The sequence below is a fragment of the Nocardia gipuzkoensis genome, from assembly GCF_021183645.1.
GTDB classification, from domain to species: domain Bacteria; phylum Actinomycetota; class Actinomycetes; order Mycobacteriales; family Mycobacteriaceae; genus Nocardia; species Nocardia abscessus.
The window spans coordinates 6956314-6982434 of the sequence record NZ_CP089225.1 but is presented as its reverse complement, the minus strand read 5'-3'; the positions used below and the strand labels follow the sequence as shown (position 1 = coordinate 6982434).

Genomic DNA, 26121 nt, shown 5'->3' with positions numbered 1-26121 from the left:
GAACGAGGTAACTTTGCGTGTTACCGCACCGGAGCCGGCCGATGGAAAATCGCGCAACAGCATCAACGGAAGGTCGACCTCGACAACGGTCGGGGATCACTCTCGAACAAAGTCGACGAGTTGGAAATAGAAATGGATGATATGCGACGAACCGAAGTCGGCGGATTGCGCGCGACATGGCGCCCGTTCCAGAACCACCTGATCTCCATCGTGGCAGTCCACGAGACATCCGGTGCCACGCCGATCGTATCCTTCGGCCCCGAGGACTTTCCGGATCTCGCACAAGCACGAGAACTCCTTCCGGAAATGGCCAAGTTGTGGGATGCAGTACGCCACGACTTCTGGAGCAAAATCATTCCACCGCAACCACGGTGTCGACAATTGCGATGGAGGTGATATCGACGCCGCGGCACTGATGCGTGCACATCAGGCTGCCAACCGACGACCACCGCGGGTAGAAGCGACGCAGCCTGAAGGGCCAGGGTTCTCAGACCGTGTCTCACGTCGTTGTGGCTGGCTATCGGTGGGTCGCGGTGGGCTGTGATCTGCGATCACCTCGTCCGCGACACCCCCCGGCTCGTAACCGCAACGCCTCCGCATAGGGAAACGGCAACCTATCAACCGACTGCTGCCTTGCTCGTCATCACTCACAACGCCGACGCCACCAAGGCCTGCGCGCGAAGGTCGTCCCTGCCCGGGGGTCTTCTCCCACTGACGGTCATCACGGCGCAGGCATCATCGAGCAACCGCATCAGGTCCAGAAACGACCGCGGCTCGCGAGCATCCGGCTCGGTGATCACGTCGAAGGAGCGGCGCAGCGCTTCCCAATGCCCCTCGTCGCCGGGGCGAGCCGCGAGCGCAGTGACGATCTCATGACCGAACTCACCCATCTTGCCGAGGACGAGCTCCTCTTTGCTGCCGAAGTACCGGAAAAAGGCGGTGCGCGACAAGCCCGCCTCGGCGGCGATCTGTTCGACGGTCAGCTCGCCGTTCATCCGCGCTGTCACGAGTTCCCACCAGATCGGCGCGTGCACGTAGTTCGGGTCCGGCTCCCCGGCATGGACCGGCAACAGATTCAGGGGAATCGGGTGCCGACGCAGCAGGTCCAGCAGTGGCGTGGTGTCCCCGGCCCGCGCCGCGGTGATCTCGGTGGCGATGTCGTATCCCCGCGACAGGTCGGCTCCGCGGGTGAGCAGTACCGTCAGCGCGGGGTGCGCCCTGCGCGCGATCACATCGACAGCGTCGGCCGGTGCCTGCTCCAGCGGGCCGAGGTGACCTCTCTCGGGCATCGGGTGCCCCGGCCAGCATCGAACCTCATCGAGAAGCAGACGCGTTTGTATCCATGCTGGCGGCGGTGTAGCCGAGTACCTGGACAACGCCCGCCGATACCGCGAAACGATGATGGTGGTCTGACATCGCCGCCTGAGACAATGTCTTCCGTGGTGGTGATTCGTTGGCGTTGCGCTGGAACGGGCTGTCCTGCACGATGTTCGAGTCGCCCGAGTTTGATGCCCGCCTTCTTTCTGGGGCAGATCATGCCTGCCGAGCACGACGAAGCGACCAAGGCCGTCGGGCTGGTCATCGAGCACCGTGACGACTACGAAAGTGAACGGGCCGCGATAGGCACAGCAAGCACGGACGGGGTTTTCCATGCAGCGTTCCAACTGGCCGCTCCTAGACGGCCGCACCCGGCCGCTCGAGATGAAGGAGTGGGGCGATTTGGCCGTGATGGACCCCGACGCCGGCAAGCCGCCGCGCGGCCGCGGATTCCTGGCCGCCGAGAAAGACTGGCTGCACATTGATGCCGGAAGCGCCCTGGAGAACCCCATCGTCACCCTCTACGCCGGAGATGATCCGGGAGCAGACAGCGGATGGGACGAGGTCGAAGAGATCACCGTGATCTCCACAACCGGCTTCCTCGCCCTGTGCGACAGCGGATACGCGCCTGTGCGCAAAGAGAATCTCGCCACCGCGGGAGTCGGCCCCTACCTGATCCGCGTCCATGCCAGTGACCGGTCGTCGGACGGCAAGAAGCCCCGCTTCCTCATCCAGGTCATCCCCGGCGAGCGGACGGAGGCCGAGCCCGAGCCGCCCTCCTCCACGATCGAGCAGGCCGCCGGTCCGCTCCTGGTGCGGACGTCCTTCGAGCAGCCATATGAGTGGGCGCGCTTGCTCCAGGCCCTCGAAGGAGACTCAGGGCGATACGAGTCGATCACCGTCATCGACAACCGCGCCTACACGGGCTTCACGGTGGATCAGATCCAGGCGCGGATCGGGCGCGATGACGAGGACTGGCCTGACAGTACTCTCGTCCTGATCGCCGACGAGTGGGCACTGGCCTCCGCAGAGTTCCCGTTGCTGGCCGTGAACAACCTGCCCGACGCTGACGACGATCCGTTCAGGATCACCCTCGCAGCGGCTGGTTCCTTCGTCGTCAACATGGAGCTGGCGAACACTGGCTTCGGTGAGTGGGGCTGTGGCGTCGACGCCAACGTCTACCGCGAAGAGCACTACTGACAGACCATGCATCCCTATGAGACATGGTCTGAGGTTCCGACTTATATCTCCGGTAGCGGTTTCGTGGTCGGGGTAGCTGCCCGTAGCGTGCCGCAGCGGGTCGGGTGGTTTGACTCCTGAGGTTCCTGTCGCCGAATGATTCTCGGCTGACTCTGCGGGGGTATGTCGCGCCACCCGGCCTGCGTTCGCGGCGTGACCGAAGAGAGGCATGACCACAAGTACGGGCAAGGTACTGGAAGTCGGATTGTCCGCCGCGGATCCCCACCCGGACAGCAGAGAGGGACCCGTTACCCATGGTCGTCATCGGTGTCGATCCGCACAAGAGCACTCACACCGCCACCGCGGTGGACCCGAGCACAAACATCGATCTCGGTTCGGTCCGGATAGAGGCCACCTTGGCCGAATACCGGCGACTGATCGCGTGGGCCAGGCGGTGGCCGCGAACTCAACCGCGACGAAGTCGAGAACGATCTCCTCGACTGGATCACCCGCGCCGATTCCTGATCGCCGCTCCACAAGCGACCGGGCTGTGGCGTAGCCGGGTGACAGCATCCCAACCATGCGCCGACTCACCGAGATCCAGGACGTCGAGTACGCAGTTGATACCGGCGCTCGGCGTACGCCAGGTCGTCACGCCACAGCCGCGTCGCGGCGCGAGTCATCAGCGGACGCAACACTGGCAGGGCCCGACGCGCGAACCGGAACCCTGGCCGCTCCGAGTTCGCGATCACGGCCTCGATCACCGCGGTACGCGCTCGGCCATCGGGGCCGGGACCCATTGGGGTCGCGTGAGTTTCGACCACGCTTCCGGTTCCATCGCCGGAGACGATTCGCATGACGATCGTGCGCGGATCCGGACAGATGAACTCGGCCTCGACGGGCACGCCGAGCCGGCGGGTCACACGGAAAGTCACGTTGAGCAGGAACCGATGATTCTCCTCGGTGATGTCGTGCCGCGGTGGGGCCTGCGAGACCTCCAGGTGGGTGAACGAGTATGGATGCAACCATGAACCGTGCCAGGGGTCGAGGCGGTTCGCGATGATGTCTCGGGGTTCGCATACGCCGGTCAAGCGCGTCACCGCGTGCACGGTGGTGTCGACGGGGCGGGGGCCGATGATCGGTGTCTCGGTGGGCGTCTGCTCTCCGATCATGTCCAGCCGCACCCAGGCCAGCACGCCGTCGTCGTAACTGGGGTAGGGACACCATCGAGCGGACCCGGACGCTTCTACCCGCAGGCCGTGCCATCGGCAGATCAGTGCGGCGTCGTCGACCTGCGCCTCGGCAAGCGGTGCTCCCAGGTGCGGACACGCTCCCGGACCGACATGCAGGACGTTCCGCTCGTCTCGCCAGGCAACGACTTCGACCCCACCGATGGTCGTGCTGAACGGACGATCGCGACCGATACTGCGACTGGCGGCGAAGGTGTACCAGTTCCCTGCGGGCCGCTGTTGTGACCATCGCAGTGCGGCCGCGATCAGACCGGGGTTCGCATCCCCGTGGGTCGGCCGCTGCCGGGACCAATCCTCGGGCGAGAATCGCTGTAGCGGGATGCCTTTCGGCCATCTGCCGAGCTCGGGACGATTGCTCACGGCGTCCTCTGGCGAGTGGCGAGCGTACGCAGGATCGCCGAGCGGCCATGGCTGGGGACCGTCTGCAAATCGTGCCCCGCGCCTGCCCACTGACGCAGCAGCGTGTTGGCCGCGATCCAGCCGGTCGTCGCGGCCCGTTCCATCAGAGCTACCGGCAGGTCGACGCGAATGCCATCGCCGGCCAGGACCAACCGGGGGTGTGGAGTCGACACGCCGGGCCGTCGAGCGAAGTCCCCGGGCGCGAACCGTGGACAATCCTGCCGCCACAATATGCTCTCCCCCACGATGCGGGCCTCGGCGGTCTCGGGGTAGATCTCGTACAGCCGGGCAAGCAACCGGTCGCGCACCGCTTGGCGTGCCGCGTCGGGGGGTGTCCCTTCCGCCACGGCATAGGCGTGCAATTCGACAACGCTTCCACCGTTTCTGCGCGCCCAGTCAGCTGCTTGCTTTTCGTACCTGTCCACCACGCTGATGTTGTCGAGCGGATCGAGATTGCCGGTGCCGAGGAAGCCGGGACGGTCGATGCGCACCGGCTGGTCCAGCCACAGACGATGCACGGCGAAGGACGGTGCGGCAGCCATGTGCATCACCTGTGCACGCCATGGGGCACTGCCGAGCGTCGGTGACGCGGCGACGATCCGGCGCAGCCCGGGGACATCAACGGCCAGAACCACGGTGTCGGCGGTCATCTCGGCGTCGGTGTCGTCGACGAGACGGAACCCGGACGCGTCGGCGGTATCGATGCGGTCGATGGACACACCCGTGTGGAAATGGACCGTGCCCGGCCGCTCGGGCGTTCGTGGCGCGGTGAGGTAGTCCGCGAGCGGTGTCCACAGGCTGACATCGAAATTGTCTTCTGCCACATCGAAGATCAGGCCTTCGCTGGAGCCCAGGAAGTAGATGTGGAACATCATCGCCAACTCGGCGGCGGACATGTGCTGGGGCGCGACGAAGAAACTGCGCGAGAAGACCTCGAACGCGAGGTGGCGGGCTGCGTCGGGAAAGTTGACGCGACGCAGGAACGTTTCCGCATCCAGGTGATCGATCCGGTGGTAGATCTCCGGCACCGAGACCGCGGCCAGCGGCGCGGCGGCCCGGGGGTCCATACGGATCAGATCACGCAGTCGAAAGGTCGGGCTGCGCAGCGCGAAGGCGAGCGCGTTCCACGGCGGGGTGGTCGGAAGATCGCGAAAGGTGTCGCGGCGGCCCTCGGCATCGATGAGCGGGTAGTCGTCGAGCCTGCGTAGCCTGCGCAACTGCGGGTCGGTGCGGGCCAGCAGTTTCCGGAGGTTGTAGTACTGCGCGAAGAAAGCGTGGAAGCCACGGTTCATGCCGATCGCGCTGCGGTCGGGAAGCTGTTCGGTCCAGCCGCCGACACGACCACCCAGATACCGCTCGCGTTCGATCACCTCGACGTGGAATCCTCGTTCGGCCAACCCCGTCGCGGCCGCCAAGCCCGCGATCCCGGCACCGACTACGACGGCCCGCGGCTGCCGTCCGTCGCGGCCGACATCCATGTGCCCCGCGGCTGCCGGATAGCGCACTCGCCGGGGATCCCCGCCGCGCCGAAAAGCCGACGCACCGAGCCTCATTGCCGTACATCCCGCTGCCGCTGCCGTGTCCACTCCCAGCCGAGTAGCGCCGATGTCACCAAGGCGAAGCCGAACAGGAAGTCCTCCACCGGGATATCCCATGGAAACCGGAGTCCGAGGACGTGTTTCGGGTTGTACCGCACGATCGGCGCGTCGAGCCTGGTCAACCACCCGTCGACGGGAATCTGGAACCCTAGGACGATCAGCATCGTCAGCCAGTAGCCGGGTCGCCGGAACAGCCCGGTCCGCAACAGCGCGCATTCGACCAGACACGCCACGACGACCGCCACTACGGCGGGCAGCGTGTACCCCGGCCCCACCATGCTCATCGGTGCAGCCCTTTCGTCACGCTTCTGCTGCCGTGGCGGCGGCCCGCGCCGAGCAGCGTTTCGACCGCGACGTAGGTCAGCAGCGCGCACAGCGGGACAACGAGGAAGAACAGCAGCTCTTCCAGGGGAATCCCGCCGGGCAGGAACACACCGAGGAGATAACGGGGATTGAAATCCCACACGCCGGCGGCAATCGCCACCAGGTCCCAGAACACGAACAACGTAACGGTGGGCAGCAGGGCACCGAGCAATAGCCGCGGTCGGCGGTAGACGCCGGGACCGAGGAACTCCAGTGGAGCGGTCAGCACCAGGCAGGCGCCCAGAACGAGGAGATAACGCCAATTGTCCATACCAACACCTCACGTGTGTTCGCGCGGATCGGCGGAATCGAGCGGTGATACGGGATCGTCCGGCGTGGCGCGCGACGTGTTCCGCCGTGCCGGTCCGGCTGGTCGCCGTACCCGCCATGCTCGCAGCTGTCCCGCTGCGCCGACCCGTAGTCGCCGACCTGTTCCGACTCTGGCACGTCGGCCGAAGACTTCGAAATCCATGGATTCGATGCGGTCGAGTATCTCCGCGTACAGCGTCGCCGCGGTTGTCACGCATGGCCGCGAGCGGGGCGCGAGCAATTCTATCCCCTGAAGCGCGTAATCGTAGATCTTCCGGGTTATGGCGTGTTGTGTCGCCAACGCGCTACGCACTCGCGGCTCGGCCCGGCGATGTCGGCGACACCAGGACAGCAACTCCCGGTCCACGCCGTGGGCGGCCAGTTCGTCAGCGGGCAGATAGACGCGGTTACGAGCCAAGTCCTCGTCGACGTCGCGCAGGAAGTTCGTCAGCTGAAATGCCTTCCCGAGGGCGGCCGCGTACGGTGCGGCCGCCGCGGAGTCCGTGGTGCCCAGGATCGGCAGCAGTTGCAGCCCGATCACCTCCGCCGAACCGTAGACGTAGCGGTCCAACGCGGCGCGGTCCGGGTAGTCGGTGACGGAGAGATCCAGACGCATCGAGGCCAGGAACGCACTGAACAGGTGGTTCGGTATGCGATAGGCCTGGGCGGTGTGCAGCACCGCGGCCAGCACCGGATCACCACCGGTGTCACCGGCTTCGAACTGCCGTGCCAGCCTGTCCAGTCGGGCAGCGCGTTCGGCCGTTGACGAATACGGGTCGAATTCGTCCAGGATATCGTCGGCGCGTCGGGCGAATCCGTACAGCGCGTGCACGGCGGGCCGTTGATCGGGTGCGAGCAATCGAGTGGCGAGAAAGAAGGTCTTCCCATTGCGAGCGTTGAGCTCGCGGCAGATCCGATACGACTGCCGGAGTCGGTGTTCCTTTATGCCGGCGGCGTCGAGTTCCGTGCGAATCATTTCCACCTCCTCTCAGCAGCAGGAGCGGCAGGCATCGGCCGAGCGCCGCTGCCGAAAGACGCACCTACTGTCATTCGTCCTTCCTTACCCTCGGATGCCGCTCCTGGACCGCGGGTGCGGAAACGGCGCGCTGGAGGCCCGCGCACACCTCCGACAGAACAGTCGCGATTGCGTCGAAGGGTGACCGATCCGCTGTCTCCGACGCCAAGCGGTTTGCCGCGTCGCGAAAGCTGCCAGAACTCAGTACCCTGTCGACCGCCGCCGCGATGGCAGCGGGCCGCGGCCATGCGGTGCCGAGATCGATGCCTGCTCCGGTGTATGCCACGCGCGCCGAGGTCTCAGGCTTGTCCGCGGTATCGCCGGCGACGATCAATGGCACCCCGTAGCTGAGTGCTTGGTTCACGCCACCGTAGCCACCATTGGTGATCATCACGTCGACGCGTGGCAAAAGCTGGTCATATGGGATGAAGCCGGTGGCATACGCGTTCGCGGGCAGGGGCCCGATCGGTGTGCGCGAGTCGCCGGTACACGCGACGACCAGTACATCGGAGCGTTGGCTCAGCGCAGACAGGGTCGGGCGGAGCAACTGATCGAGACACTGGTTGTCCCATGTGCCCTGAGTGACATGAACGATCTTTTGCGCGCCACCCAGGGCAGGCAACCAACTCGGCATGGCGGCGTTCATGGCCGCAGGGGTGGAAATCGGTCCAGTGAAGACCACCGACGGCGGCAAATCGTTTCGCGGGTATTCGAATCCAGGCACCGTGAACTGCAGGATTCGATCGGCGAGAAGGGGCCAGTCGAGCAGGAAAACCGGCGCGGGCCCCAGGTCGAGCGCGCGCAGGAGCACATTCAGCTCGGCCTGGACACCACGAAAAAGCACTTGCTGCACGAACCGGTTCATGGCCGTGTAATCACGACCCGTTCGCGGCTGCCAGCCGATCCCGAACGGCGGGCAGTCCGCGCTGGACAGCATCAGCGGAACGACGCCGCAGGCGATTACCGGCGGACGTTTCCGCTGCGACAACAGCAGCGGAATGGCCCCGGTGAACATCACATCGACGAGAACGGCGTCGAATTCCGTTCGATCCAGCTCAGAGCATAGTGCCCGGTATTGCGACGATATCGGGGCGAGAAAAGCAGACCGCAGCTCCGCCCGACCGGTCCGCCAGCGCCGAACCAAATCCGAGGCCCGACCGCGCGGCAGCGCAGCGCGCGCCACCCCTGCCTCTCGGGGCAGCTCCGAGAATTCGACACCCAGCGCGCGAGTGGAGGCGCGAAACGCTGCCCCGGTAACCAAGCGCACCTGATCCCCGCGCCGCCGTAGGTCGGCAGCGACGGCCTGCATGGGTGCCACATGCCCAGGTAATGGACTCGCAGCCAACAGGTATCGAGCCATGCCGGGATTCCTTCGCTGATCTCTTGTCTCATCGCAATGGTTTCGAGCGCGCCCGCCGTATTGAGTCGTCGGCTCGATATCGCCGATTCCCGCACCGTAGGTTTTCCCGGTTGAAGGGCCAACGCGGAAACGATCCGGTGCGCATCCATATTGATTGTGTCAAATACCGGCAGGTCATCGGACTGAACGCGCAGAAGACACGCCGATCCGGGTCGAGCGTTGCAGTCACTGCCGGTTGGCGCGGTCAAGCGCTATCACGTCCCTGCCGCGAGCCGCTTGGGCCGAGCTCGCGTGAGTTGGCTCGCTCGCCACCGCCTCGGCGGCAACCGTGCGAGCCGGTGAGAACGGGTGCCGCAGACGAACCAGCGGCGCGGCGCGCGAAAATTTTCGACCGAAAGCGCCTGTCGCAAAGTTGCGGGCAGTGTGCTGGGGCGAGAATGGCGGGCATGCAAGAACTGACCCCGGGCCAGGTGTTCGCGGGTTACGTGATCCAGCGCCGACTCGGCGCCGGCGGCATGGGCTCGGTTTATCTTGCCCGCCACCCGCGCCTGCCGCTGCTCGTCGCGCTCAAACTGCTCGATCGGACCCTGACCCGCGACGACGATATCCGTGCCAGGTTCCTGCGCGAGGCAGACCACGTCGCCCGGCTTCAGCACCCCAACATCGTCACCATCTACGACCGGGGCCGTGAAGCCGACCAGCTGTGGATCTCGATGCAATACATCGATGGCGATGACGCGGCCACGGTGTTAGGCGCACACGGTGCGCTTTCGGCCGACCGGGCGGTCCGGATCCTGTCCGAGGTCGCCAAAGGGCTCGACTTCGCCCACGAGATCGGGGTCCTGCATCGGGACGTCAAACCCGCCAATATCCTGCTCGGCCGACCTCCCCGCGACCAGGACGAGATCGTGGTGCTCGCCGACTTCGGCATCGCGAAGGCGCTCGAGGACACGCAGGGGCTGACCAGAACCGACATGCGGTTGCTGAGCTTCCCCTATGCCGCGCCCGAACAATTCGACCTGGAGGTCGACCTCGATGCTCGCGCGGATGTGTATTCACTCGGCTGCACGTTCTACCACCTGTTGACCGGATCGCCGCCGTATTCTGGCACGCCCAAGCAACTCATGCTCGGTCACCTCGAGGCGTCGATACCCCGGCCGAGCCGGGTGCCCGCAGCGCGCGAAGCGGGGCTGTCCCCGGCATTCGACCAGGTCATCGCCCACGCGTTGGCGAAGGACCGTGGCGATCGTCCACCGAGCTGCCGCGCGCTCGCGATAGCTGCCCAGCGAGCTCTCGCCTCGGTGTCACCGACGCAACACGCCCGCCCCATGCCGCCCCCGACCCAGCGCGGCAGGCCCGAGCCGCCGTCGCGATCATTCACCGCCGCTCCCCACGAGGTGCTTCCACAAAGTGTTCAGGCCGCTTCGAGACCGGCGCATACACCTCGGCGACGTAAGACGTTGGTCATCCTCGGCGCAATCATCGCTGCGTGCGCTATCGTCGTCGGCATGGCGGTGGCCGGGATCAAAGTCTTCGATTCCGTCAACGGAAACGAAACCACGGCCGCGCCCGATGCTCTACCGGGCGATTACGCCGGAGTCTGGAACGGGACCATCCGCGACGCCGCCGGCCTGTCGTTCGACGTCCTTCTCACGTTGCGCGCCGGTCGGGTCGGCGAGGAAGTCGGTACATTGCGGCAAACCGCGAAGTTCGGGTCGAAAGACAGCTGCGACAGCCGGGTGCTGCTCAAATCGGTAACCTCCACCGAGGTGACTTTCCAGGATGAACTTTCCGCGAACTCCGGCAATTGTGTCGACACCGGGTCCACGACGACGCTCGAACTCTTTGCCGATGGCGCGCTCGGATTCCGCATGTCGGGGATCGGCCTCGGTGACATCACCGGGACGTTGCGCCGGCAATGATCCGCCGTCGACGCGCATGAGTGGCCTTCGTCCGCTGGCTAAATCTCCTCGAAGATCATCGTGGTCGCGCCGATTCGGATCACCGCACCGGTCGACAGCGCGACGCCTGCCCCGATCTGTACGCCGTCGACGAATACGCCGTTGATCGAGTCCAAGTCCTTGATCATCAGTCCTCCCCGGCTGGGCAAGATCCGAGCGTGATGGCGACTGACCTTCGGATCATCCAATGGAAGATCGTTGTCGGGCCTCCGCCCGATCCGCAGCCCTTTCGAAGGAACCGCGACGATGCGGCCATCATCGAACCGTAACCGTCCACTGCGAAGGGTCCGGGCGATCTCGGCCACCGTCGAGGTCATCGTCTGGGCCTTCATCTCTGCGGCTCCATCCGTTCCGAGGGCCAGCGGTTCCTGCCGCAGCACCTGCTGCTCCAGTTGGACAAGCGGTGAAGACGGGTCGATCCCCAGCTCGTCGGCCAGGATCTGACGCACCCTGCGGCACGCTTTCAGTGCCTCGGCCTGCTGCTCCGACAGGTACAGCGCAGTGATCAACTGGCCCCATAGCTGTTCCCGAAGTGGATGCTCCGCCGTCAGAGCACGCAGCTCGCCGACGACCTCGGAGGCTCTACCACAGCATAGGTCCGCGCTGATCCGATCCGACACGGTCGCGAGGCGTTCCTCCTCCATCGCGGTGGAGAAATTGTCCGCGTACTGATTGGCGCGCAGATTGGCCAACGCCACGCCGTTCCACTGGTCGAGCGCATGCCGGAAGTATGCGGCCGCGGTGGCCGGGGCACCGGATGCGACGGCCTTCCTGCCTGCCTCGCGAGCGCATTCGAACCGCCCGACATCGCACTCGGCGTCGGAGATGTCCAAGCGGTAGCCAGGAGTGACGGTTCGCAAGATCTTACGGTCGACACCCGCCGAACCCAGGGACCTGCGCAATCTCGCGACGAAGACGTGCAAACCGTTGGCGTATTCCTCGGGCGGATGCCGGTCCCACACCGCATTCGCCAAGACGTCCATCGGCACTACCCGCCGTCGATTGATGGTCAGGACAGCGAGTACGGCAGACGGCCGGGGGCCGCCCACCGAGAGCTCCCGCGCATCTACGAACAGATGTACGGGACCGAGGACACGAATGTCGACCCGCTGCGTGGTCACATCCATCCAACTATCTTCCCACCGGGCTCCCCGGCTGCTGCACAACACCGGTCGACGAGACACACGGCATGGAGTCGAGCCGGGCCTCAGCTCCTTCGCTCTGCGCACAGGCGGCCGGTCACCACCCGCGTGCTGTCCGCTCGGACTGTCGGCGTCGCTGCTTGTTGCAAGGATTCCGCCAGTCGATGGCAACCCAGGGACCCAAGTATCGGTACCAGTCCGGACGACCGGACAGATGGAGCCGGGACCCCGTCTCCACGAACAGAAGGAGACGACATCATGACTCGCGCAACCCTGGATCTGAAGATCGCCCTGAAGAACCTCCACTGCCACGACGAAGGCGATGGCGCGGGGAATGCCGCACCGTATCTGTGGCCGGTCTTCTTCAAGATCGATGGCCACGGCTACGCCGTGCGGTCGGCAGCGGCCGGGCTCGCCGGGTCGCCGGTGATCGAGTCTCGTGAGGGCGGGCACGGCAACCTCGGCCGGTCCGAGGACGGGAAAACCGTGAATGCCGGTCACGACGTGGCCATACCCGCCGGGATCGGTGTGTGGAAAAGCGCCCTGAAACCTATTCCCATCCTCGACAAGACGTTGCGCGCCAGGTTCGGGGATGATCTGCCCGGCTTTGCCGGGGTCGTTGTCGTGCTCATGGAGGAGGACGGCTGGCCTGATGATGTCCCACGCAAGGCCTACGCCGCATTGGTGTCAGCCGTCTCAAAAGGTGTGACCGAGGTGGCCGCCGAGTTCCGGCATGCGATGACCGCTCCGACGAAGGCCGAGATCGAGGCCGATCTCGCTGCGATCAAGGACGCCGCGGCAGGCAAGGTCACGAAAGCGGTGAAAGCCGCGATGTCGGACTCCGAGAAGGTCTGGTTCGCCACGTTCGGTGACAACGACGACCTCATCGGTAGTCAGGGATGGGTGTTCGGCTACGACGACCTGGCCGCGCAGGTCATCGACATCTCCCAGCGGTGGCGCAGAGAAGGCGACTGGACGCTCACCGGCTCGGTCACCAGCACGCCGCGGGAATCGGTCCGCTACACCGCGGCGTGGGGGCAGAACACGAGCGGCGAGTACCAGATCTACGACGCCACGTACGCGCAGTACCGGGCCCGCTACGACGAGTTGTGGCCCCAGAACTGGCGCCTGCACAGCCTCGACGTCCTCACGGTGAACGGGAAACCCCTGTACACCGCGGTGTGGCGTCCCGGCAGTGGCGGTGAAATCCAAATCTACGGCGCCACATTCGCAGAGTACAAAACCCAGTACGACGAACTGTGGCCGCGGAAGTGGCGGCTCAAGCTGCTGACCAGGTACGAAGACCGCGGTCAGACCAGATACACCGCGGCGTGGGTACCCGGCACACATGGCGAGATTCAGATCTATGACGCCACGTACGCGCAGTACCGCGCGCGCTACGACGAACTGTGGCCGCAAGGGTGGCGGCTCGAGCTCATCGACGTCGTCACCAGGAGCGGGCAACCGCGCTACACCGCGGTGTGGAAGCGGTCCACCGTCGCCGAAACCCAGATCTACGGCGCCACGTACGAGCAGTTCGAACAGCGCTACGACGAGCTCTGGCCCGGCGGTTGGCGGCTGAAATTCATTTCCACCTACAACCTGAACGGCCCGCGCATTACAGCGGTGTGGCGCAATACGCGGGAACCGGAGGTATGGGTGCACGGCTGGGAGTACGACGACCTGCGGGCGCGCTACGACGAGCTGTGGCGGCAAGGGTGGCGGTTGAAGATCCTCGACCGATACACCGTCTGATCGCGCTCCGGCCGTCCGGACCCGATGGTCAGCCCGTCACCACGACACGGTGTTCGGGCTGACCCTGATCAGCGGCCGGTGACCCGACGACCGCTGGGCTCGGTGGTCGCGGCACGTTCCGGCGACAAGGGTGGCAAAGCCAACGTCGGCGTTTGGACCGACACTCCGGAACGGTGGTTTCGCGCTGGGTGGAATCAGCTTCTTCGCGTTCGGGGGTCTGGCGCAGATGCTGGGTCTCGACCCAGATCTGCAGACGGTGTCGGAGACCCCACCTCGCTGGTTGATCTCGGCAACCGCGGCACTGCTGATCATTGCCACGCTGCGAAATCGGGCGCCGGCCGGGGAGCCTGGGCCACCATGGATACATGGCGAGTTGCCGTTGGCGCCGATCCTCGCAGCGATCGTGCTGGCAGTGGTCGTGCTGTCGGCCACCGAGTGGCTCGCCGACAGTTCAGCAACGCCCCAGCCGACAGTCACGCGGTGCATATCGGGATAGTCGTGGCTGCGACGATCATCAGTGCGACCGTCGCAGCCGTGCTGCTACCCGGCCGCGACGGCGTCGGGGTGTACCTGGCGGAAAGCCTCACCGCCGCAGCCGACGCAATCGGTTACGCCCCCCGCCCTGGCTGGGCGGTGGCGGTGTTGATCGCTGTGGCCGGAGTCGGCATAGCCGTAGGCAACCGTGCCCCCTCGGCGGCGACAGCCATCACACTCATCACAGATATCACGATCTTCGCTCTCACCGGCGCTGCAGATGCCAGCCGCGCAGGCTTCGTGGCGATCAGTATCGTGATCGCACTGACTGCGGGCTACTGCTGTGGCGTGGCGCGCCCACACGAGACCTCGAGCGGCGCGCTGGCGATTGCCGCGCTCTATCTCCCCACGGTGGTCTCGGTGTCGCCCTACGCGGAGCGGAACTGGCACGGCGAACAACCCCCGCCCAGCGCCTCGCCGGCGCTCGGGGCGCTCGCCCTCACCATCGGCAGCGCCCTCGGACTCGCCGCGCTGTACAGATTGCGGCGCAGCGGGACACCGCACCTGGGAAACGAATCCGACAGCGAACCCCTGCTGATAGGTAAGAGCCACGCGTCAGCGATCACGCGTCACCGCCAAAGCTCAGCGAGCCGATCTACCGACACAGCCATCCCGCCGGTTGTGCGAGGGCCGATGTACCGGGAAGGAAGGGTTGCAGCGGTAAGCCGTTCCCCTCCACGGTCGGCGACCCTGGAACGATCGACACCGTGATTTCGACGTACGCCCACATTGATCGGTATCAAGGTAGCGCCAAGCCGAACAGCCGATGAGTAGCTACCCTGCCTACCGCGCGTCTCGTCCCGCTTCGAAAGGCCACAATCTGTGACCGTGCGTCGTCCTATCGTTGTCGGTGTCGACGGCTCTCCCGCGTCGCTTGCTGCCATCCGCTGGGGTGCGGCGATGGCGGCGCGCCGGGAGGCGCCACTGCATCTTGTGCATGCCATCGGTGTACCGGTGCACGCCCTGCCGGTAATCGGCTCTTTGCTGTTCGATATCAACGCATTCCGTGAGATCGGTGAGTCCGTCCTGGGCCGCGGGCGAAGAATCGTGAGCGAGTTGGATAGTTTCCCCGCCGGTGTCGAGGTTGCGACCTTTCTCGACCTACCGTCACCAGTAGCGGCCTTGGCTGCTCGCTCAGCAGCGGCCCAGTTGCTCGTCATCGGCGCTCGAGGTTTGGATCCGTTGGAGCGCGTGTTATTCGGGTCCGTCGGCGTCGGTCTGATCAGGCACGCCGACTGTCCGGTCGCTGTCATACCGGCTGCCGCGGCGACAATGCCGCCGTCGTCCCACCTTCCGGTACTGGTGGGCGTAGACGGTTCGCGCTGTAGCACTCGCGCGGTCGCGATCGCATTCGACGAAGCGACGAGCAGGAACGTAGGGCTGGTGGCGGTAACGACATGGTCCGCACGAAATGGGGCGACCACGCCGCCCAACACAGCGCAGCAGCGAGCCGAGGCGGTTCTCGACGAAGCCCTGGCGAGCTTCACCGACAAGTATCCGGATGTCTGCGTAGATCGAGTCGTCATCGAAGGCCGCCCGACGCAGCGGCTGCAGGAAGCGTCCCGGCACGCGCAACTGGTCGTACTCGGTAGCCGTGGACGTGGCGGAATTACCGGCGCTACGCTCGGTTCGGTCAGTCAAGCGGTACTGCAAGCCAGCCGCATCCCGGTCCTCATCGCTCCATGTCGACAATGACCGCCCTCGTACGCACCACAGTCCGACACACCGGGCACGGGCTCGGGCGAGAGCGAACATGTCGGGTAGTGAACGCCCGCGAGCATCGTCGCAGCAAGCTGCCCCTCCCGCCGCTATGGGTGGTGCTGGTAGACGTCGGGTATTCCGTCGTTGTCGTCGTCGCGGAAGTCTGTTTCTGCGATGCGCCGGTAGGTCCGGTTGCGTAGTCGCAACACCACCGCCGCCAGGAGTGCGGCGGTGAGAGTGCCGATGAGTACCCCGATGCGGACGTGATCCTCCCGCAGCGGTTCGCCTGCGAAGGCGAGTTCGCCGATGAGCAGCGACACGGTGAATCCGATCCCACCCAGCAGCGCGACCCCGGCCACGTCGATCCAGCGCAGGTCGGTATCGAGTTCGGCGCGGGTGAGCTTCGCGGTCAAATAAGTGGTGGCGAGGATGCCGAACGCTTTTCCGCATACCAGCCCGACGGCGATACCGAGTGTGACCCGGTCGGCGAGGGATTCGACCAGCCCGCTCAGCCCCCCGATGGTGACCCCTGCGGCCAGGAACGCGAACACCGGCACCGCGACGGCGGCGGAGATCGGCCGCAGGCGGTGCTCGAACTGTTCGGCGAGTCCTCGGCGTGCCGGGTTTCGCGGATCGTCGTCGCGGGGTTTGTGGAGCACGGGAACGGTGAATCCGAGCAGTACCCCGGCGACGGTGGCGTGGACGCCGGACTGGTGGACCAGCCACCAGGTGAGCAAGGCAAGTGGCGCCAGGATCCAGAACGAGCGGATCCTGCGTTGCACCGCGGCGGCGAACGCGACCAGTGGGATGGTCGCGAGCCCGAGGTAGGGCAGGTGTAGTTCGTCGGTGTAGAAGATCGCGATCACGGTCACCGCGAGCAGATCATCGACCACCGCGAGGGTGAGCAGGAAGGTCCGTAACGCCGTCGGCAGATGCGAACTGACGACCGCGAGGACAGCGAGGGCGAACGCGATATCGGTAGCGGTGGGAATCGCCCATCCGTTCACCGCGCCGTCGTTGCCGAGGTTGAACGCGATGAAGATCAGGGCGGGGCCGGCCATTCCTCCGACAGCCGCCACCACGGGCAGCGCAGCACGCCGCGGATCCCGCAGATCACCGGCCACGAACTCGCGTTTGAGCTCGAGTCCGACCACAAAGAAGAACACCGCGAGCAGCCCGTCGGCCGCCCACGCTTCCAACGGAAGATGCAAATGCAGGCTTTCGGGACCGAGCTGAAAGTCGCGCAGCCTCTCGTACGCATCCGACCACGGCGTATTGGCCCAGATCAAGCCGATGGCCGCAGCCACGATCAGCAGGACGCCACCAGCGGTCTCGGTCCGCAAGATCGCCGCGACCCGCCGCGTCTCAGGCCAGGAACCACGCGCAAACAAACGTAGCCGGGACTCGGGGGCAGTCACTTCGAAGTTCGCCTGTCCTGAATTCCTGCGGCGGCACGTCCGCGCCACTGGGCAACCGGCCGCAGCCCCATACCGCGGCGGGGACCTACAGCAGCACAGGCAGGACCACAGGTACTGCACACGTGGGCAGCGTTCGCCGGTGGACCGGGATCAGAGACGCCACCCGACATCCTCGGACCCGAGGTTCGGCGTCGTATGGCTCTCGCTCGCTGCAGCATCATGGTGCGCCCATCACTGGTCGGCCCGAACCCGAACCCGAACCCGGGCCGGGTTTGCCGACCAGACTTCCCGGCGCTCCGCCTGTAAAGATGCCGTATAGACACCCAGACACGCAAACCGACCCAGTTCCGTCGATCGCGCGACAACCACTGAGATGCGCCACCCCGGCTGCCCAGCTCGAGGTCCGGTGCCGTGTCAGCACAGTCGTGTGTCAGCGCGTACTGGTTCCCACGGCTCAGCGTTGGTACTGGACGTGGTCGAGTATCGCGGTTCGGGCGATGGCCCAGGCCGGTGAGGTGGCGTCGGTGAACTCGGCGTGGCCGGTGCCGGGCAGCACACGCAGTTCGGCGGCATTGCCGGCGCGAGTCGCCGCGCTGACGTAGCGGCGGCTGTGCTCGAGGGCTACCACGCGGTCGGTGTCGCCGTGCACGGCGGTGACGCGCAGGCCGGTCGGCAGGTGAGCGATGGGTGAGGCGAAGTCATAGCGGTCGGGCACCTCGCTGGGTGAGCCGCCCAGCAGTTTCCGCACAAACCCATCACGCCCGTTGGACACGGCGAACTCCAGGTCCAGCACGGCGGCCATGAGGGTGACGCTGCGGATACGTATCTCTGGAGGTGTGCTGGCGGTCTTCACCGACGCTGCGCCGCGCCGGCCGCAGATCCAGGCGGCCAGGTGTCCGCCGGCGGAATACCCGCCCAGGTGGACCCGCTGCAGGTCCAGCAGGTTACCGACGCGGGACTGCGGTAGTACTGCGCGCGCCCACAGGCCCGGGTGCCGGCTGTGGAGTTTCTCGAGTCATCGCGTCCGGCTCCGTCACCCCGAAGTCTCCTGCGTGATCCTCCAGGAGGGGTTCGTTCGGTGGTGTACAAGAGCCGACCATGACATGGCAATTTTCTTATCACGGGCAATGAAACCCGCCGACGCTGGTCATCTACTCGGGTATCAGCCCGCATAGCATTCTCGGGCCCTCCTCGGTGTCGGGCCCCATCGGTCACTGTCGGACGTCGCCGCCAGCGCCCGCCTCGACCGACGGGATGCCATTTGCTTCGGGCGCAGGTTTACGGCATCTTTACTAGTGGTGCGCCGGGAAGTCTGGTCGGCAACTCGACCCTGATCGTGGGTTGAGCCATACGGCGATCAGGAGCTGATTGTGCACCCACCGGAGTCCACATCTTGACTGGACCTGGGTTTCTCGCCGATGAGATTCCCCCGTTTTCCGGAGGGCTCCGATGTGTGGTCCGATAGGACCGGAAGGAGTCATCTGTGGCAGCACCGAGGAAGTACCCCGACGAGTTGAGGGCTCGCGCGGTCCGGTTGTACCGGGAGTCGGATCCCAAGCCGACGATCCGCAAACTCGCCGAGCAGTTGGGGGTGCATCACGACGAGTTCGACGCCGACTACGCCATGGCCAAGACCGTCGCACCGAAGGCCGCGATCGGAAAAACACTCACAGCCAGCGCACTGCGACAGCATTTCGACATCACCGTGGTCGCGATCAAACACCGCGGCGGACAATTCACCTACGCCACCGCCGATACCGTCGTAGCCGAAGGCGACCAGTTGATCGTGTCCGGCCGCATCGAAGAGGTCGAGCGCTTCGCCGACCTGACCTGACAGATCCCTACCGGGACGCGTAATCAACGGTGTGGCCGTGCGCACCGCCATAGACTCGAGCCGGTGGCGGTCGGGAAGGACTCGGCATTCGAGGAATGTCGGGGGTGGGCCGTGCAGGCGTTCGTCGTCGGACTGATATTCGGTGGCATGTTCCTGGCCTGTGCATACATGGCCTCGAAGGGCTACCGAGGCGTTGCTACCAGCCGCGCCGAGGGCTATGGGGCGGACATCTCCGACCATGTCGTAACCGACCCCGACCGCAGGAGAAAAGCCAACTCCCTCGTCGCCGTCTACGGCACCCTCGCCGCGACACTGTGCCTGCCACCGATCGGCTACGCCGCATTTATCGCCCTCGACGCGGCACGCCACATCCCGCTACCAGCGCTTGCGTTGCTGGCCGTCAACTCGATCGCGGTCACTGTCGTGGCCGGCTACCCGCTCGAGGAGATCAAGGATGTGTGAAGCTCCGCATGCTTCCTCGCAGTCGTTTCGCCATCGCAGGGCGCCGAGGGCGCCGCGGTGCGGCGACGCCCTCGCGCGGGGTCAGTTGGCCAGGTCGCGCTGGTTGAAACGAAGGAGCCCGGCCCCGATCAGGACCACCGAGATCACACTCAGGACTGTGGCGTCGGTCCATTGGATCCCGTTGCGCAGCGGTTCTCCGCCGATGTAGTAGTGGAACGGCGAGAGATACTTCAGCCAGTCGGCGCCGATGACACCGGCGAGGCTGTTGGCGGCGTAGGCGAGCACTCCGACGCCCGCGGTTCCGGCGAGGACCGGGCCGCGCCTTCCGGTCACGGCGCCGACCCCGATCGCCAAGGCGCCGAAAACGATTGCCAGCAGTACCAGGTTGAGGCTTTGGGCGGCGAACTCGCCGATGCTGATCGAATCGAGATCGGCTGACGAGCGAATCGCCACCATCCCCAGCAAGACCGTCACCCCGATCGCCACGGCACCAGTGGCCAGGGCGGCGAATCGTTGCAGTGCCAGCCCGGTGCGGCTGACCGGATACGCCAGCAGCAGATCCAGATACCCGGATTCCTCATCGCCGGCGATCGCGCGGGCGCCGAAGGTCACTCCGAAGCACATCGCCAGCAGCGGCAGCAGCAGGCCGAACACGCTCGAACCGAGATAGCCTGCCGCGGAGGTCATATCGTTCAACCGCAACGCCTTGCGCATCGCCTCCGGGTAGCTACCGACCGCATCGGCCATACCGCCCGCGGATACCTGAGGGTAGAACCCGGCGTACATCAGGCCGACCGCGGCCGTGCCGACCGACCAGGCGATCAGCGAGCGACGGTTGTCGATGAGAGTCTGGGTGTAGATGTCAGGCAGCATCGGATTCTCCGGTGTAGTAGCCGTGGAACAGGTCCTCGAGGGCGGGTTCGGTGACCAGCAACCCCGTCACGCGGTGGGCGACCATGGCCAGCAGCAGTGCGTCCGGGCTTCCGGTGACCTGGCAACGCAGGACGGTGCCGTCCACCTGGACGTCGCGGACAGCGGGCAAGGCGGCGAACTCTCCGATGGTCACCGGCTCGGCGAAAGTGACCTCCACATCGCGCACGGTATTGGCCCGTAGCCCGGCCACGGTGTTCAGCGCGACCAGCCGACCTTCGCGGATGATGCCGACCCGGTCGGCGACCGCCTCCACCTCGCTCATGATGTGGCTGGACATGAACACCGTCTGCCCGTTGCCGGCGGCCTCGGCGACCATCTCCAGGAAGATCTGCTGGCCGATCGGATCCAGACCCGAGGTCGGCTCGTCCAGGATCAGCAGCTGCGGGGAATGCATGAACGCCTGGACCAGACCGAGTTTTTGCCGGTTCCCCTTGGACAAACTGCTGACCTGTGCATTCTGGTCCAATTCCAAGCGCTCACACAGCGCATCGATCCGCTGCGGTGTCACTCCACCGCGCAGCGCCGCCAGAAACCGCAACATCGCCCCCACCCGTTGCCGTCCTGGAACAACGAAATCACCTGCGAGATACCCGATCTCCGCGTGTAACCGCACCGCGTCCCGCCGAGGATCCAGACCCAGCACGCGAGCACTACCCGCCGTTGGCCGGATCAGATCCAGCAGCAGCCGGATAGTCGTCGACTTACCGGCCCCGTTCGGGCCGAGAAAGCCGAAGACCTCGCCTTGGCCGACCTCCAGAGACAGATCTACCAGCCCGCGCCGCGAGCCGTAGCTCTTGGTGAGCCCTTGCAGCTCGATCACATTCACCATGGCTCGACGCTAACGAACATTCAGAGATTTGTAAATATTCCGAACTATCTGAGGTTTGATAAGCTTCGGGCGTGGGAACCAACGAGCGATTGCGGGCCGCCGCGGAGAAGCTGGCCTTGACCTTGTCCGACGGCGGCGGGATGCAACGCACCACCGCACGCGTGATGACTGCCCTGCTCTACACCGAACAAGACACGATGACCGCTGCGGACCTGTGCGCCGAGTTGTCGATCAGCTCCGGCGCGGTCTCCACCGCGATCAAACAACTCATCCCCGTCGGCTTGATCGAACGCGTCCCCGCTCCCGGCAGCCGACGCGACCATTACCGTTTCCGCGCAGGAGCCTGGGCGGCATTGATGTCGCAACAGAACACGATGCTGGCGACCATGCGTGACGCCGCCCAAGAAGGCATCGACGCCGCCGCGCCAGACACCGCCACCGCGGCGCGCTTGCACGAAATGCAGGACTTCTATACCTACATGACCAACGAACTGGTCCCCCTCATCGAGCGCTGGCGCGAGCAATACGCCGCCGAACACGACTCGGCCGAGCTTCACCGCCATAAGCTCAGCTAGTCTCGGATCCACCGGGCCAGGGGCGATAAGGCCGCCCCGTCGCGTGGTCGGGAACGGTGATCGAGTCGTGTACTCGCAAGCCCGGTGACGGAGTTCAGCCGCACCACGGTTCAGCACTGCCGGTAGCGCACTTCTCAGCAGAATGCCTCGACTCCGGGGTCGCGGATGGCGACCGTCTCTGCGCACCCGGTGCTGGAGCGGACCCCGGAAGCTCGCCCGCGCGTAGTCTCTACGGTAGTCTGAGTATGTGGCGATCGAGTGGTACCGGGCACTCGCCCAGGTGCTGGCGCGAACAGGGGTCGATCCGGACGACGTCTTCGACTTCGTGGATACGTGGATGAAGGGCACTCGGCCGGTCTGGCTACGGACGGCCGCCGACCCGGCGACCGGGCTGAGGTCCTTGGTGATCTGGGGCCGCGCCGACGACGGCACACCGTTGTCGGTCTTCGCCCGTCGTCTCGGTCGCGACATCGAGGTGTACAGCGCCGCATACCTGACCGCCGACCAGGCTGCGGACTTCGAGAAGTGGGAGGCGACCCGCAATGACTGATCCGTTCTTGACCATGAGCCCCGCCGAAGTAGCGGCGATGACCGAGCGTCTCGAGTTCACCGATGAACCGGTCACCCCGCCGATCGAGACCGGCCCGGGCACTGAACCGGTCCTCATCCCCCGGTCGGTGAAGCTGACCCGGGACCTCGATCAGGCGTGCAAGCGCCGCGCCGCGAACCTCGGCATGTCGCAGTCGGCCTACATCCGCTCGCTGATCGAACGCGACGTCGCCGAGGCCGGAACCTGCGAGCAGCGGCCGGCGTGGGTGCGCGAACTCCTGGCCGTGATCGCTCAGCACGAGAACGACGAGCACCGCAAGGCATCCTGAGCCGAGTTCAGCGGTCGACGTCGACCAGTCGGGATGACCGGTTTCGTGTGAACCTCGCCTGGCTTGGAGCCGCTCACTGTCAGCGAGCGTCTGCTCGCAGAGTGCCGCCGGACACCGAGAAAGTCCTTGAACTTCGCCACTGTCCTGCTCTGAACACAGTTCAGCGCCGCCACCTCGGACCGGACTCGCCTGGTGGCCAAGTCCGGTTGAGCGGCGTCCGAGACGTGGAGCCCGGTCGACATCCAAGATCGCGACCGCGGCCTCTGCAACTGCGCGAATGGCTCTACCAGCTGGCATGACTCTCGACCGAACAACTGCGCCAGGTCGGACCGACCGCTGCGAGCGTGGGAGCACCCGGGAAGGGCGACCTTGTGTGCCCAGAGCTGTCGGCCGCGCAGGTTCTGTCGCGCTTCGCCGACTGGCCGGTACGCGACAACACGGCGAGCCGGTATCACCGGATTCATCATCAAGGGTTTCCAGACGAACGCCGGGCCTGGGCATCTGAGCTGGAGGAATAGCGAGGCTGTCGATCGGTGTCGTGAGCTGTTCACCACTGACCGAACGTTCTCGGCAGGTATTCGGCCAACCTGCGATTCGACTGATCTGGGCAGCGATCGACAGACGCACGACACGCCCGGGATACCTTTTCCCGCGCGCGGGTGAGCGAATTAACGCACGCGCAGCCGAAAGCTCCGTGGTTTCCGATTGTTGGGCGCTGTGCCCGTGTGGGGCTTTGTCGCCGGGGCAGGGCATCAGCACCGATTACACGCCCAACGTTGCTTGACGAGGCACTAACTGTACTCACTAATGAACGACTCTCGTTCACCGTTGATCTGGCCCCGCTTCGGGGTCCGGCAGGAATACCGGGGAACACCCGCCAACCCCACCGGGGGACTCCCCAAAAACAGCTGGCCTCGCGCCGGGCAGCCGCCATCTGGAGCTGGGAGTCGCATCGATGCTGGTTGTGAGTCGGATGTAAGCGTCAGTGGTTTCGGGCGTACCACGAGGGGCCGCGCGTGGCGGCCGAACGGTGGGCAGGTCCTCCAACCCCCGCGTACCACAGGCGCCGCGGCCGGGCATCGCTGATACAGGTGACCAATCCCGATCCGGCACTGCGGGATCGGCGCGTGGAGACCGAACGGGTGACCCGCACGTTCTGAAGGCCACGCCTCCCACCACGGCAGGTCTCGAGATGCCACTCCGTCGGGTTCCGCGAGATCTGTGATATTCGTTACGCCCAAAGAGACGCGACGGTTCGATGATGGAGGGGCTCGATGAAACCGCATTATGTGTATCGCTGGGTCAACAATCACGGGTTGATCCGCCTGTTCAATACGATATTGCTCCGTCGTGGTGATCTGTTCGCTCGGTTGATCGGCGGCGCCGAGGGTATCGAAAATCCGTACGCTCTGATCGAGGAGATGCGCGGGGAAGGTGGGTTGCACCGCGCCCTTCCGGTGTGGATCACCTTCGATCACGATTTGGTCCGGGAGATACTGCGCGACAACCGTTTCCGTGTCGGTATACCAACCGTGTTCGGTATACCGCGGCCCGTGCTGCGCGCGCTGGAGCGTCGCCCCCTCCCACCGAATCCGGTGGATCCGCCGTCGATGCTGGTGATCGACCAGTCCGAGCACACCCGGATGCGCAAACCGGTCTCCGCGGCCTTCACCCCGCGTGCCGTGGCCCGGCTGCGCGACAGGATCGAGACGGTCACCGAGGAACTGCTCGCGGAGCTCCCCGACGACGGCCCCACCGATCTGGTGGCGCGGTACGCGGGACAGGTGCCGATCGCCATCATTTCCGAGATGCTCGGCTTCCCGGACTCCGACCGCGAGATGTTCCTGCGCTGGGGCGACGACATCAGTCCGTTGCTCGACCTCGGGATCTCCTGGCGGACACACCAGCGGGCGATGGAATCCTCGGAGCGGTTGCACCGGTACCTCGTCGAGCACGTCGAGCGCCTCCGCGCCGAACCCGGCGACGATATTCTCAGCAGCCTGGTCACCGCGGGCGATCTTTCCACCTACGAACTGTGCGCGTCGGCGACCCTGCTGATGGCCGCGGGCTTCGAGACCACCGTCAACCTGATCGGCAAGGGCATCATCTGGCTGCTCCGCCACCCCGATCAGTTAGACCGGTTACGTGCCGAGCCGGAACTGTGGCCCAACGCTGTGGAGGAGATCCTCCGGATCGATCCGCCGGTGCAGACCACCGCTCGCACCACCCGGACAGCGCTGGAGATCGGCGGTATCCGGTTACGCGAGGGGTCGACCGTGGTGCTGTCGCTGGCCGGCGCGAACCGCGACCCCGCCGTGTTCACCGACCCGGCCGATTTCGACATCACCCGCGACAACGCCAAGGATCATCTGTCCTTCAGCAGCGGTACCCATGTATGCCTGGGCGCCGCTCTGGCCCGTATGGAAGCGGCGCATGCCCTGCGCGCACTGTTCGACACGTTTCCGGATCTGCGATTGACCGATCCGCCCACCCGGCGGCCGCTGTTCACCCTGCACGGTTACGAGCACCTTCCAGCACACACCGGTCCGCGCGTCCGCAGCCACCAGCCCATCGGCTGACCGGCACCTGCGGCGTGTGTTCGCCGGCCGGAACAGGGGGTTCGCCGCGTCGACGCGGAGCGGCAGTCCCCGGGACTCCGGCAGAATCGACCAGGGCAATACATGTCGATTGCCTTCACCGAACACGTGCTCCCGCGATTACTGGTGCGGCGAGACCGCCGGTCAGGACGCCGAGTCCGAGGCCAGCCCCGCCGAGGAGCGCGTACTTGCTCCGGTTACTCGCCTTTCACAGCTTCTTGATCGCGTCCTTGTATGCGGTTTCCATAGCATGGAGGTCTTCGGGATGTAGTGGATCCATTGATCTATGAGCTGCGATGAGAGCCTCAGCGCGGACGGCCTTCTCCCACTTGCCCTCGACCCACCGCTCGAAGCCATACAAGTCGATGAGCAGAAGCAGAGCGCATGACCTTCTCGCCACGACCGAGAAGATCTCTGGCTCAGCGGATTCGAGCGCCCCGAGATTCGGAGACTCGCCCTCCACCAAGATCTGGTCGACAACCTCCGCAACAGCGGGAGACCAGTCCTTCTGGTTGCGCTACATGATGGCCGCAACCGCTCTGTCACGGAAGGAGTTGCGAATTTCGCGCTTGGAGGGAATGTGCTTGCCCTTCGATGCGGCGATGTCGCGCTGCATCATCCGGTATTGCCACACCGTGAGGATGAAGTCCTCGTCGGGAGAGAGAGCCCGAGCTTCTCCTGCACCTGCACCGCGTCCATGCGCTTGACATCA

At 65.4% G+C, this 26121-nt stretch carries 24 protein-coding genes and 1 pseudogene; 12 read left to right on the top strand and 13 right to left on the bottom strand.

Going from position 1 to position 26121, the window contains the following annotated elements; all coding sequences use genetic code 11:
* Positions 1-647 precede the first annotated feature (647 nt).
* Positions 648-1289, bottom strand: coding sequence for a TetR/AcrR family transcriptional regulator (locus LTT66_RS31870; RefSeq protein WP_233062230.1), 642 nt, complete (start codon positions 1287-1289; stop codon positions 648-650).
* A gap of 361 nt (positions 1290-1650) precedes the next feature.
* Here LTT66_RS31870 and LTT66_RS31865 point away from each other — a divergent pair, with 361 nt between their 5' ends.
* Positions 1651-2517 (top strand): DUF6924 domain-containing protein, encoded by an 867-nt coding sequence (locus LTT66_RS31865; protein WP_233062229.1) that lies wholly within the window; start codon positions 1651-1653, stop codon positions 2515-2517.
* Positions 2518-2810: 293 nt separating this feature from the next.
* Positions 2811-2957: pseudogene (locus LTT66_RS37600) on the top strand (IS110 family transposase); the annotation flags it as partial.
* 129 nt (positions 2958-3086) lie between these two features.
* Here LTT66_RS37600 and LTT66_RS31860 read toward each other — a convergent pair.
* The 6 genes from LTT66_RS31860 to LTT66_RS31835 all read right to left on the bottom strand — a co-directional run bounded on the left by LTT66_RS31860 (position 3087) and on the right by LTT66_RS31835 (position 8790).
* Positions 3087-4106, bottom strand: coding sequence for a DUF5914 domain-containing protein (locus LTT66_RS31860; RefSeq protein ID WP_233062228.1), 1020 nt, complete (start codon positions 4104-4106; stop codon positions 3087-3089).
* Positions 4103-5698: an FAD-dependent oxidoreductase gene (locus LTT66_RS31855; protein ID WP_408638698.1), complete on the bottom strand. Its 1596-nt coding sequence runs from the start codon at positions 5696-5698 to the stop codon at positions 4103-4105. The genes LTT66_RS31860 and LTT66_RS31855 overlap by 4 nt, the downstream gene beginning before the upstream one ends.
* On the bottom strand, positions 5695-6021 hold the full coding sequence (locus tag LTT66_RS31850; RefSeq protein ID WP_233069464.1) for a lycopene cyclase domain-containing protein: 327 nt from the start codon (positions 6019-6021) through the stop codon (positions 5695-5697). Before LTT66_RS31850 ends, LTT66_RS31855 begins: the two co-directional genes overlap by 4 nt.
* Positions 6022-6023: 2 nt before the next feature.
* The gene (locus tag LTT66_RS31845) at positions 6024-6377 is read right to left on the bottom strand and encodes a lycopene cyclase domain-containing protein (protein WP_233062227.1); all 354 of its coding nucleotides are present in this window, start codon (positions 6375-6377) and stop codon (positions 6024-6026) included.
* A 9-nt stretch (positions 6378-6386) separates the two neighbouring features.
* Complete coding sequence (locus tag LTT66_RS31840; protein ID WP_233062226.1) at positions 6387-7391, bottom strand: phytoene/squalene synthase family protein; 1005 nt, start codon at positions 7389-7391, stop codon at positions 6387-6389.
* 70 nt (positions 7392-7461) lie between these two features.
* Positions 7462-8790: a glycosyltransferase gene (locus LTT66_RS31835; RefSeq protein ID WP_233062225.1), complete on the bottom strand. Its 1329-nt coding sequence runs from the start codon at positions 8788-8790 to the stop codon at positions 7462-7464.
* A gap of 338 nt (positions 8791-9128) precedes the next feature.
* Between LTT66_RS31835 and LTT66_RS31830 the strand changes: the two genes are divergently transcribed.
* Complete coding sequence (locus tag LTT66_RS31830; RefSeq protein ID WP_233062224.1) at positions 9129-10712, top strand: serine/threonine-protein kinase; 1584 nt, start codon at positions 9129-9131, stop codon at positions 10710-10712.
* A gap of 38 nt (positions 10713-10750) precedes the next feature.
* Here the strand turns inward: LTT66_RS31830 and LTT66_RS31825 are convergent, their stop codons facing one another.
* Positions 10751-11878 (bottom strand): BTAD domain-containing putative transcriptional regulator, encoded by a 1128-nt coding sequence (locus LTT66_RS31825; RefSeq protein WP_233062223.1) that lies wholly within the window; start codon positions 11876-11878, stop codon positions 10751-10753.
* Positions 11879-12151: 273 nt separating this feature from the next.
* On the opposite strand from LTT66_RS31825, the gene LTT66_RS31820 reads away from it, so the two are divergent.
* From LTT66_RS31820 to LTT66_RS31810, 3 genes are all read left to right on the top strand, one after another.
* Complete coding sequence (locus LTT66_RS31820) at positions 12152-13648, top strand: hypothetical protein (protein ID WP_233062222.1); 1497 nt, start codon at positions 12152-12154, stop codon at positions 13646-13648.
* A gap of 498 nt (positions 13649-14146) precedes the next feature.
* Complete coding sequence (locus LTT66_RS31815; RefSeq protein WP_233069542.1) at positions 14147-14893, top strand: hypothetical protein; 747 nt, start codon at positions 14147-14149, stop codon at positions 14891-14893.
* 111 nt (positions 14894-15004) lie between these two features.
* Positions 15005-15877, top strand: coding sequence for a universal stress protein (locus LTT66_RS31810; protein WP_233062221.1), 873 nt, complete (start codon positions 15005-15007; stop codon positions 15875-15877).
* Between the two features lie 113 nt (positions 15878-15990).
* Here the strand turns inward: LTT66_RS31810 and nhaA are convergent, their stop codons facing one another.
* Both nhaA and LTT66_RS31800 read right to left on the bottom strand, forming a co-directional pair.
* Positions 15991-17301: a Na+/H+ antiporter NhaA gene (gene nhaA / locus LTT66_RS31805; RefSeq protein WP_233062220.1), complete on the bottom strand. Its 1311-nt coding sequence runs from the start codon at positions 17299-17301 to the stop codon at positions 15991-15993.
* A 454-nt stretch (positions 17302-17755) separates the two neighbouring features.
* Positions 17756-18181, bottom strand: a complete 426-nt coding sequence (locus tag LTT66_RS31800; protein ID WP_332909701.1) for an alpha/beta hydrolase family protein — start codon at positions 18179-18181, stop codon at positions 17756-17758.
* Positions 18182-18784: 603 nt separating this feature from the next.
* Here LTT66_RS31800 and LTT66_RS31795 point away from each other — a divergent pair.
* Together LTT66_RS31795 and LTT66_RS31790 are read left to right on the top strand one after the other, a co-directional pair.
* A complete protein-coding gene (locus LTT66_RS31795) occupies positions 18785-19135 on the top strand; it encodes a TrkA C-terminal domain-containing protein (RefSeq protein WP_233062218.1) in 351 nt (116 codons plus the stop codon).
* 63 nt (positions 19136-19198) lie between these two features.
* The gene (locus LTT66_RS31790; RefSeq protein ID WP_233062217.1) at positions 19199-19597 is read left to right on the top strand and encodes a hypothetical protein; all 399 of its coding nucleotides are present in this window, start codon (positions 19199-19201) and stop codon (positions 19595-19597) included.
* A gap of 81 nt (positions 19598-19678) precedes the next feature.
* On the opposite strand, the gene LTT66_RS31785 is transcribed toward LTT66_RS31790, so the two are convergent.
* Together LTT66_RS31785 and LTT66_RS31780 are read right to left on the bottom strand one after the other, a co-directional pair.
* Positions 19679-20470, bottom strand: coding sequence for an ABC transporter permease subunit (locus LTT66_RS31785; RefSeq protein WP_233062216.1), 792 nt, complete (start codon positions 20468-20470; stop codon positions 19679-19681).
* A complete protein-coding gene (locus LTT66_RS31780) occupies positions 20460-21359 on the bottom strand; it encodes an ABC transporter ATP-binding protein (protein ID WP_233062215.1) in 900 nt (299 codons plus the stop codon). The genes LTT66_RS31785 and LTT66_RS31780 overlap by 11 nt, the downstream gene beginning before the upstream one ends.
* Before the next feature lie 140 nt (positions 21360-21499).
* Here LTT66_RS31780 and LTT66_RS31775 point away from each other — a divergent pair, with 140 nt between their 5' ends.
* The 4 genes from LTT66_RS31775 to LTT66_RS31760 all read left to right on the top strand — a co-directional run bounded on the left by LTT66_RS31775 (position 21500) and on the right by LTT66_RS31760 (position 25391).
* A complete protein-coding gene (locus LTT66_RS31775) occupies positions 21500-21934 on the top strand; it encodes a GbsR/MarR family transcriptional regulator (protein ID WP_408638877.1) in 435 nt (144 codons plus the stop codon).
* Positions 21935-22181: 247 nt separating this feature from the next.
* Positions 22182-22484 (top strand): hypothetical protein, encoded by a 303-nt coding sequence (locus tag LTT66_RS31770; RefSeq protein ID WP_233062213.1) that lies wholly within the window; start codon positions 22182-22184, stop codon positions 22482-22484.
* Entirely contained in the window at positions 22477-22812 is a 336-nt protein-coding gene (locus LTT66_RS31765) for a hypothetical protein (protein ID WP_233062212.1), read from the top strand. Before LTT66_RS31770 ends, LTT66_RS31765 begins: the two co-directional genes overlap by 8 nt.
* A gap of 1274 nt (positions 22813-24086) precedes the next feature.
* Positions 24087-25391 carry a cytochrome P450 gene (locus LTT66_RS31760; protein ID WP_233062211.1) on the top strand — a complete coding sequence of 435 codons (1305 nt, stop codon included), beginning with the start codon at positions 24087-24089 and terminating at the stop codon, positions 25389-25391.
* 226 nt (positions 25392-25617) lie between these two features.
* On the opposite strand, the gene LTT66_RS31755 is transcribed toward LTT66_RS31760, so the two are convergent.
* On the bottom strand, positions 25618-25875 hold the full coding sequence (locus LTT66_RS31755; protein WP_233062210.1) for a hypothetical protein: 258 nt from the start codon (positions 25873-25875) through the stop codon (positions 25618-25620).
* Positions 25876-26121: the final 246 nt, after the last annotated feature.